The following is a 5,765-nucleotide window of genomic DNA, read 5'->3' on the forward strand; positions in this document are numbered from 1 at the left end:
AGACCGACTCTAAGCCTACTGGAGACCTACCCGAGGCCTACCCGACGCCTACGAGTAATATAAACAAAACTAAACTAAAGAAAAGTAAAGTAAACAAAACAAGAGATAAAAACATCCTTTCTCCTTACGGAGAAACGAAAGTTTCACTTTCGCAATCGACAGGAGAAGGGGTGAAGAATGAAGAGATTTCCACAGGCATCGAAGCACCTTCTGATCCTTCTACAATCCACACTGATGATCACGGAAATATCCCTCCCGGTGAAGTTGCCGTTTCATCGTCCGAAATCAAATCGAATTCGAGAGAGACAGCTCAGGACAAAGGCGGACCTCCAGAAGTCCCGGCTGAAGGTTGTCTGGTCGTTCCCTTGTTCGATATGAACGATACCGGAGAAAAGCAGGTTGAGGAAGGTCCGGAAGACTTCTCCTATCTTGAGTCCTGTTCGAGATACGAGAGAGACGTAATGGAGACCTGGGAGGCGATAATAGGGCCCTTCGAGAGAGAATGGATTCCTCTGCTGAGAGAAGCCCTGAGGAAATGCTATCCCTCCCAGATAAAGACCGCGATCATAGCTATAGACAGATCGAAACACGAGGTACTAGAAGAGATAGGATTCGAGTATCTGATGCAGCCCCTCCTAAGGGGAGCCTTCGGAAGGAGAGTGAAGAAAAATGGAAGAAAAGATTGGAGCGATTCTGAACCGTTTAGAGATCCTATCGAAAAGTTCAAGAATCCGGCAAGAGAAAGACCCAAAACATATGAAGAACTCCTCAAATACACGGTATAGCAAGGACGAGGCGATCGAAGAGTGCATGAGAAATTGTCCCGGTCCGGAGAAGTGCCCTTTCGGGGGATACATAATCTACGCCAGCGAAGATCCACAGTACAGCGACCTCATGTACGAGTGCTCGATATACAGGGAATTCAGAAGGGTGAGGGAAAACATGGAGAGGCTTATAAAAGTCCTTCCTAAAGGACTTTGGGAGAGAAGACTGGACAACTTCATACCCGAAGACGAAGTTACAGAAAGGGCGCTCGACCTCTCGAAGAAGTACGTGAGACACAGGGCCTGGAAGATAGGATCGAACTTCGTACTTCTCGGAGGCTACGGAACCGGAAAGACTCACCTCGCTGCGGGAATAGCGATAGAGGCAGTCAATATGGGAGACACTGTAGCTTTCATAACGGCCCCGTCCCTTAAGATAGGAGACTTCAAGACAGTTTCCGAGAAGGTACAGGAGTGTTCGGGGGTTGACCTTCTCGTTATTGACGACCTAAGCAACGAGACGGAAAACAAGATGACCACAGACAAGATATTCGAACTGATAAACCACAGGTATGAACAGGGAGCTGGAACGATAATAACATCCAACCTGAACTTGACAGATTTCGATGGAACCGTCGGGGCAAGGATCTTCAGCAGGCTGGGCGAGAGGACCGCGATCATGCGGCTGGAAGGAGTCAGTTCTTACCGGGAGAAGAAGAGGGAGAGATACTTGGCATGGACGAGAGAAGAGCCGCTGGAAGATCAAGGACCCGCTGAGCGCTGAAGGCTGGGAAATGCTAAAACCCGCTGGACAGATCCGCAGGCGTTTATACCAAGAATTAAAACTGGAGGAGTGATGCAATGGAAGACAGAATAACCAAGACTTTGGCTTTGCTTCTGGATGGAAGATGGAATGAGGCGTTTAAACTTTATCACGAGATAATAAACGATCTCTCAAAGGAGAAGAGTGTTCCGGAAACAGTTGAAAACACAAAGGACAGTCAAACCTCTTCGAAGACTGAAGAGGCGGTATCTGTCGTGAGTGAATTTGAGCGATGGCCCACACTGAACGATGAAGAGCTGTGGGATCTCGGTCATATCGCTTATCTCTTCGATGACACAGAGACGGCAGAATCTCTTATAGAGGAGCATTACTCAAGAAAACCGAACGACATAGAGGGGATGGTATTCCTCGGAATGATCTACAAGAAGAGAAACAAGCCTTACAAATCCGAACTGATGTACAGGGCTGCACTTTCGGAAGATAAAGACAACATGAAAGCTGTGGAAGAGCTTGTTTATCTTTACCTCGAAACCGAGAGGCCTCTCGACGCCCTCGCCTGGGTACAGAAGTTACTGAGACTCGATCCCCGGACTCCGAAAAATTACTTTCTTGCAGGCAAGGCGCTTGAGAAACTTGACAGGGAAGAGCAAAGCAGAAGATACATTATCGCCAGTATGATCCTCGATCAATCGAGCTCTTTCAGGGGAAGTCTGCAGAGCTTCTACGAAGACAGACTCGGGGAATCAATCACCATAGCCGATCTCTTCGACGGAAAGGAGGTTATTGAGGAATGGGTGGGAAAAAACCGGCACGCGGTTGACCGTTCTCCGTTCTCCGAGTTCGAACACCAGGAGAGCTATTGATACCAAAACGAAAAGGTCCTTGATTGGCTCTTGGCTAGATAATCTCGTATCTGACCATGATGCGAGACACGGGAGGGATCTTCCTCAGCGTGCAGCGAATAGGGGGGTCTCCAATCTTAAGCGTAAAGCCTTTCCGGAGGACGGTGGACCTGTGACGGACAACGATTTCTTCTGATTGCAACTTAGACAATGCCACTGCATATTCACATAGCTGAACCGAAGCCGGGCATCCGCCCGGCTACTTCAATTCTCTTTCATTAGGACAAACGTCTTCAGTTCAAAACGATCTCTTCTTGTTAGAGAAATTCGACAACAGATTCCGAAATGTATATCTGACATGGTTGCCATTCGTTCTGCTAGTCGTTGGTTAGTTCTAGTTCTGCTTAAGAATTCACATATGAACTGAGGCGATTCCCAATTTGATTGTTCCCTTAAACTAAGTGAGATTCCCAAGGTTGAAGAGAGCCCACGTTCTCTTCTAGAAACGATCACTGTTGTATTATCAGTTTAACGGTTTGACAAGACTACCGATCTACCAATCACATCATATTAGTGTATTTTGTTCCGAATGTTAAGTGATGTAAAATAACAGACATGCCGTAATGAAATTCAAAAGGATAGCAGTGAGAAGCAGGGAGAAAGCTTACGAGATCCTTAGCATTAGGGATTTTGGGAAACCCAGCGAAAAAATGTTAAGGTTCTGGTGTTTGATCATACGACATCTAGGATCAACAGAAAAGGATTCCTGCAACCACATGGCAAGAAACGGCCAGGACGTGGAAGAATTAACGACGGTGTTCTTTTTGCCAGGGATTGATGCACAGTCAGTTGCGTATGCCTTCGGGAGGTGTATGAATGCGAAGGGGTGTTATTTGACTTCTCCGCTCTGAGGTTTGATAAGACATTGGCAGCAAAGGCGTAAACCACTGCTAGCCAATAGTGTAGTATATGCATTTTCTTGTCGCCTAGAAAACTGCATGCATGTGAAAGCGGAAGAATAATGAGCATAAACGTGCTTATTTTAACTTAATCGATCGTGATCGTAATTCTATCGAATTATTATTACATAAGTTATAGGTTATAAATGAGGTGTGCGATGAGAATCATAAGATCAGAAAGCTTCAATTCTGAATTTCTAGACTTTCTGGACAAGCATAATAATAGGGTAGCTCCTGTTATGGACAAGCTTGGTTTCTTCGAAGAGGTACTTGAAAGGGACGGGCCTATAGGAGTCAGAAAGTCCGGTCTACTGGAAAAGTTGCATGGTACGAGCATTAACAGCATTACGTTGATTAGAAAAGGATTGAATGTTCGTTGTTTGTGTTTTTTCCCCAGCGATGGGATTGAAGAGGTCTGTGTTTTGCTTATGGTGTTCATTGAGAAAAGCTCAGCAGATTATGATAAGGCAGTCAGGCAAGCTGAAATTCTGGCGGATAAATGGTTGAGCGATAATAAAGGATTCAAAGTTCGAAAGGGGTGAAACAATGGCCAATAAGAGGAGTTCATCTTTTGGTGAGTTTCTTGACCAGATTGCAAAGACCTACAATGTTGAAGATTCTCTCGCTATAGGTAGGATTAAGGGTCAAGTTGCCAGTCAGTTAATGAGCTACAGAAAAGAAAGAGGTCTTTCGCAGAAACAGTTGGGTGAGCTGTTAGGTTTTAAGCAGCCATACGTATCAAATATTGAACGTGGAGAAGAGAATCTTAGCTTAGAAACTCTTGTCAAGATCTCTGCCTGTCTTAAAGGAAGACTAAATGTAGATCTTGGAATAACTGACAGAAAAACTAAGATAACAAAAGAGGTAATAAAATACGTTCCAATATATATTCCCGTAATTTCGGTGCAGAATAATGAAAGCTCTTTTTGCTGGAAACCGAGTGAGGCGGCATGATAAATGAATAGAGTGGAACAAGCTATACTTCAGATGAAAAGATATCTGATAAAGGAGTTTTGCTTCTCCTACACTCCAGTGCAAAATGAGATCGTGATATCTATTGAACTCGGTAGAGAGACAAAAATCATCGAAGAAGACGGTAAGAAGAACTGTCTTCTTGAGCTCACTCTAACAGCATTTGGTAGAGCCGATGAGACAGATTATCTTACGATAAAGGCAAGCATGGAGGGTGTCTTCGAATGCCAAGAAACCCTCGAAGAAAAGGCATTAGAAAAAATGGTTGCTGAGAGCGGTACTTCAATACTTCTGCCAGTACTACGCGCAGCTATTCTATCATTTACAGGGCAGGCAGGACTTACACCTCCAATTGTTATTCCGCTTATGAATCCACGTTTTTCTTCGGAAGCAGAAAAACAGTAAAGAGTCTATATACGCTTCCTCAGCTTTTAGTCGAACTTCTCATTTGATCTTATGATATAGCCAAGATGTTTTTGCATTGAAGAAAGAAGCTGCTTTTGCGAGGCTTCCCGGAGAAACAGCTCGAAACCAGCGTAGAAATCCTATGATAATTTGCCGTAATTGTGGGATTCGACTTCTTGAGACCGTCTTTCAACAGAACAAATGGACATTCAAAATCAAACCCCGGCGCCAGAGGCATCTCCGCAAAAGATTCTCTTTTCGGAGGAACTTCGTCTTCTAAAGAGAAATAATAAACAGGACACGCAAAAGTACACTCCAAGCCGAGTCTGGGGCCTTTGAGATACTCAACGAGTCAAGCGCGCGGTGATTTGAAAATGCGGTGGTACGTCTGGATTTACTTTCAATTTTGCTCTTCTTTAGCGCGTTTCAGGATTCGTGCTGTCAAAGTCGATTTCATCATTATAAGAACAAGGGCCCTTTAGGGCCCTTGACTTGAATTAGTAGGGGTTTTGTTTTACAGCTGTGCTGCTTTTCCGAATCCTCTGCCGAGTCCCGGTCCCTTTTCGCCAGAAGCTCCGTGCCTGTAGCCTGTTCCGTCCTGGGCATTCTTCAGTTCTCTTACACCGTCATTCGGGCAGTTGTCATTTATTCCGTCGCCGTCTGCATCTACGAAGTTCTCACAGGTTGTAGGATCCTGAACTCTCTGCATTGCTCTTGTTGCTGCTTCATTACCAGCCTGTCCTTTTCTATTCATGTAAACCTTTTCACCGTCTACGGGGCAGTTATCGTTGATTCCGTCGCCGTCTGCATCCACGAAGTTCTCACAGGTTGTAGGATCCTGAACTCTCTGCATTGCTCTTGTTGCTGCTTCATTACCAGCCTGTCCTTTTCTATTCATGTAAACCTTTTCACCGTCTACGGGGCAGTTATCGTTGATTCCGTCGCCGTCTGCATCCACGAAGTTCTCACAAGTAGTATCCTGAACTCTCTGCATCGCTTTCGTTCCATAGCCTACTGCCAATGTCATTCCACCGATCAG

The 5,765-nt window shown here is 45.1% G+C and carries 7 protein-coding genes; 6 read left to right on the forward strand and 1 reads right to left on the reverse strand.

The window, feature by feature from the left end; translation table 11 throughout:
• From BG32_RS04870 to BG32_RS04900, 6 genes are all read left to right on the forward strand, one after another.
• The coding region (locus BG32_RS04870; protein ID WP_259459526.1) for a hypothetical protein at positions 1–785 on the forward strand (785 nt) is incomplete at its 5' end.
• A gap of 25 nt (positions 786–810) precedes the next feature.
• A complete protein-coding gene (locus BG32_RS04875) occupies positions 811–1,548 on the forward strand; it encodes an ATP-binding protein (protein WP_121526490.1) in 738 nt (245 codons plus the stop codon).
• A gap of 77 nt (positions 1,549–1,625) precedes the next feature.
• Complete coding sequence (locus BG32_RS04880) at positions 1,626–2,411, forward strand: M48 family metallopeptidase (protein WP_006487495.1); 786 nt, start codon at positions 1,626–1,628, stop codon at positions 2,409–2,411.
• A 1,096-nt stretch (positions 2,412–3,507) separates the two neighbouring features.
• Positions 3,508–3,891: a hypothetical protein gene (locus BG32_RS04890; protein ID WP_006487493.1), complete on the forward strand. Its 384-nt coding sequence runs from the start codon at positions 3,508–3,510 to the stop codon at positions 3,889–3,891.
• Positions 3,892–3,895: 4 nt separating this feature from the next.
• The gene (locus tag BG32_RS04895; RefSeq protein WP_006487492.1) at positions 3,896–4,303 is read left to right on the forward strand and encodes a helix-turn-helix domain-containing protein; all 408 of its coding nucleotides are present in this window, start codon (positions 3,896–3,898) and stop codon (positions 4,301–4,303) included.
• A gap of 3 nt (positions 4,304–4,306) precedes the next feature.
• Positions 4,307–4,726 (forward strand): protein-export chaperone SecB, encoded by a 420-nt coding sequence (locus BG32_RS04900; RefSeq protein WP_014731704.1) that lies wholly within the window; start codon positions 4,307–4,309, stop codon positions 4,724–4,726.
• A 514-nt stretch (positions 4,727–5,240) separates the two neighbouring features.
• Here the strand turns inward: BG32_RS04900 and BG32_RS16265 are convergent.
• Positions 5,241–5,765: Thrombospondin type 3 repeat protein (locus BG32_RS16265; RefSeq protein WP_259459527.1), on the reverse strand; the 525-nt coding region annotated here is incomplete at its 5' end.

The sequence above is a fragment of the Mesotoga sp. HF07.pep.5.2.highcov genome (genome assembly GCF_003666285.1).
Taxonomy (GTDB): Bacteria; Thermotogota; Thermotogae; order Petrotogales; family Kosmotogaceae; genus Mesotoga; species Mesotoga prima.

Bases quoted from the DNA above. Each gene is read 5' to 3' on its own strand.
- BG32_RS04880 (WP_006487495.1), top strand. From the start codon at position 1,626: ATGGAAGACAGAATAACCAAGACTTTGGCTTTGCTTCTGGATGGAAGA.
- BG32_RS04900 (WP_014731704.1), top strand. From the start codon at position 4,307: ATGAATAGAGTGGAACAAGCTATACTTCAGATGAAAAGATATCTGATA.
- BG32_RS04895 (WP_006487492.1), top strand. From the start codon at position 3,896: ATGGCCAATAAGAGGAGTTCATCTTTTGGTGAGTTTCTTGACCAGATT.
- BG32_RS04875 (WP_121526490.1), top strand. From the start codon at position 811: ATGAGAAATTGTCCCGGTCCGGAGAAGTGCCCTTTCGGGGGATACATA.
- BG32_RS04890 (WP_006487493.1), top strand. From the start codon at position 3,508: ATGAGAATCATAAGATCAGAAAGCTTCAATTCTGAATTTCTAGACTTT.